This is a genomic window from Maribacter sp. (assembly GCF_049667165.1).
Lineage (GTDB): Bacteria > Bacteroidota > Bacteroidia > Flavobacteriales > Flavobacteriaceae > Maribacter_A.
This window is the reverse complement of the sequence record NZ_JBATHS010000037.1, coordinates 1-2,073: the sequence shown is the minus strand read 5'-3', so window position 1 is coordinate 2,073 and position 2,073 is coordinate 1. Positions and strand designations below refer to the sequence as shown.

The following is a 2,073-nucleotide window of genomic DNA, read 5'->3' as shown; positions in this document are numbered from 1 at the left end:
GTTTTGGCCGTTCGACCGTAACCATGGGTAGATGACGGATTGCCATAACAACCAACCAATGCTTCTTGCATTCGTTCGATGACCCTGGCCCTAATAGGGGTGGTGGCAGCATTGTCTAGGTAAACATTTTTCATGGTAAACACTGTCGTGATAACGGACCAAAAATAACCGAATAAAATGTAAAATCTATCCCAAAGAAGATAAACTTGTTGTTTATTTCCTTTAAATTTGGGGCATGAAGCACCTCTTTTTTTTAGGCTTTCTGGCCATTTTAGTTTCCTGCGATGATGGTGATCTGCAAATAGAGACCATCGATTTTGACAGTGTGGATATCAGTACCTGTGAATCGACAGTAACGACCTCAAGCACTATTTTTTTTAAAATAAATAGTAAGGAAGCCTTGATCCTTGAATTGGAATCGGGCGTACTAAAAAATGAAGTATCCGATACTTTTAGTAGCGCGATTCCGGGGAAATCGAAATTGACCTATAGGGCATTTTCGGAAAACGTTACCAGTACTTATTTCTGTGATGCCATCCCCACGACCACACCAACGGTAATCGAAGAGATTGAAGCAGAGGACGGTGAAGTCTTTATCACCACCACCTTGGCCGAAGGCACTACCGATACTTTTGAACACACCTTGGAATTAAGTGGCATTACCTTTATCACTTCCACAGACCAAAGGATTACCGATCTTCAAATCAATGAGTTCGGGGTGGTAACGACCACCGCCAATTGATGGGAGTTATGTCGAATTACGTGTTCATATAAATATATACCTCAGTCGCCCCTAGGCCATATTTCTGGTAATCTGCGTCATAATATTTGAGATTGTCGTAACGCCCAAAAAGAAAGTCTAGTTCCTCTTTTAAAATGCCTTCACCTACACCATGTATAAATACTACCTTCTGGATGCGTTTTTGTATCGCAAACTCCAATTGTCGTTTTGCCGTCTCTAGCTGCAGATTCAACATTTCATGATTGCTCATGCCCTTCGATGATTTAACCAATTGATTTATGTGCAGATCAACTTCCATGGCCGGGGCATTTCGTTCCTTTGGCCTTTGTGTCGGTGGTCTTTTTTTCTTGGGCACCTCTTTTTCCGACTTGATCTGTGCTACCTCTAAATTGGTGACCTTGATCGAGGTGTCCCCTGAAATATTAACCAGTTCATTCGGCCCGAATTTCATCAGGAATCCATCATCGGACTCAATGGTTATTTCAGTATCGGAAACTGCCACCACCACCCCACGCAATACCTCGTCGAGCACCTCTACCCTGTCACCTTCTTTAAAAAGCCGCATAATTTTGTTTTGTAGCCCAAAAATAATGGTTATTTTTCCCGAAGAATTAGAATTTGGATAAAAATGCACTTTGCGACTTTGATACTCTTAATGGAAGATTACATGCTTCCGTGTTTGAACAAAAAGTTATTCGGAATCGATTGTCCGGGTTGTGGGGCGCAACGTGCCATTTCATTGCTGTTTCAAGGTGAAATACTAGCTGCCTTTGAAATGTACCCTGCTATTTTTACCATTATTCCCTTATTGGGTTTTTTATTGGCCGATAGTTTTTTTACGATTAAATACGCCAACAAGATCATAATCACCCTAATGGTTTCGAGTGTTGTATTGATTCTCGGAAATTATATTTTAAAATTTTTATAACAACCAAATACCTTTAAATTATGGAACAACAAAAATTACCCAACGTAACCATAGCTATTGTCCTTTCTATAGTTTCATTTATTTGTTGCTGTTTTAGTGCAGGAATCGGTGGCATAATACTTTCAGGAATAGCCTTGTTTTTAACGAAAAAGGATGAGAATCTCTACAAACAGAGTCCTGAAAACTATAGTAATTTCAGTACGTTGAAAACAGCAAAAATCATAGCCATTATAGGCCTTGTTTTAGGTGTCTTATCATTGATCTGGACCATATATTCCGTACAAAATATGGGCGGCTGGGATGCTTATATGGAACAAGTTCAAGACATGATGGAACAATGGCAATAACCAATTGACTTAATTTACCATGAATTTAAATAGAGAAACCTTACCAGGTTCGGGGA

General features: G+C 39.7%; 5 protein-coding genes. 3 read left to right on the top strand and 2 right to left on the bottom strand.

The window, feature by feature from the left end:
• On the bottom strand, positions 1-134 hold a 134-nt coding region (locus tag WBM98_RS01915), incomplete at its 3' end, for an aminotransferase class V-fold PLP-dependent enzyme (protein WP_424364335.1).
• Between the two features lie 101 nt (positions 135-235).
• On the opposite strand from WBM98_RS01915, the gene WBM98_RS01910 reads away from it, so the two are divergent.
• Positions 236-742 (top strand): hypothetical protein, encoded by a 507-nt coding sequence (locus WBM98_RS01910; RefSeq protein WP_424364334.1) that lies wholly within the window; start codon positions 236-238, stop codon positions 740-742.
• A 16-nt stretch (positions 743-758) separates the two neighbouring features.
• Here WBM98_RS01910 and WBM98_RS01905 read toward each other — a convergent pair whose 3' ends face one another.
• Positions 759-1,307 carry a Smr/MutS family protein gene (locus tag WBM98_RS01905; protein WP_424364333.1) on the bottom strand — a complete coding sequence of 183 codons (549 nt, stop codon included), beginning with the start codon at positions 1,305-1,307 and terminating at the stop codon, positions 759-761.
• 63 nt (positions 1,308-1,370) lie between these two features.
• Between WBM98_RS01905 and WBM98_RS01900 the strand changes: the two genes are divergently transcribed.
• Both WBM98_RS01900 and WBM98_RS01895 read left to right on the top strand, forming a co-directional pair.
• A complete protein-coding gene (locus WBM98_RS01900) occupies positions 1,371-1,670 on the top strand; it encodes a DUF2752 domain-containing protein (protein ID WP_424364332.1) in 300 nt (99 codons plus the stop codon).
• Positions 1,671-1,690: 20 nt separating this feature from the next.
• Entirely contained in the window at positions 1,691-2,017 is a 327-nt protein-coding gene (locus WBM98_RS01895; RefSeq protein ID WP_424364331.1) for a CCC motif membrane protein, read from the top strand.
• The last annotated feature ends 56 nt before the right edge of the window (positions 2,018-2,073 follow it).

Coding starts and splice junctions, on each gene's coding strand:
- WBM98_RS01900 (WP_424364332.1), top strand. CDS start 1,371: ATGCACTTTGCGACTTTGATACTCTTAATGGAAGATTACATGCTTCCG.
- WBM98_RS01910 (WP_424364334.1), top strand. CDS start 236: ATGAAGCACCTCTTTTTTTTAGGCTTTCTGGCCATTTTAGTTTCCTGC.
- WBM98_RS01905 (WP_424364333.1), bottom strand. CDS start 1,307: ATGCGGCTTTTTAAAGAAGGTGACAGGGTAGAGGTGCTCGACGAGGTA.
- WBM98_RS01895 (WP_424364331.1), top strand. CDS start 1,691: ATGGAACAACAAAAATTACCCAACGTAACCATAGCTATTGTCCTTTCT.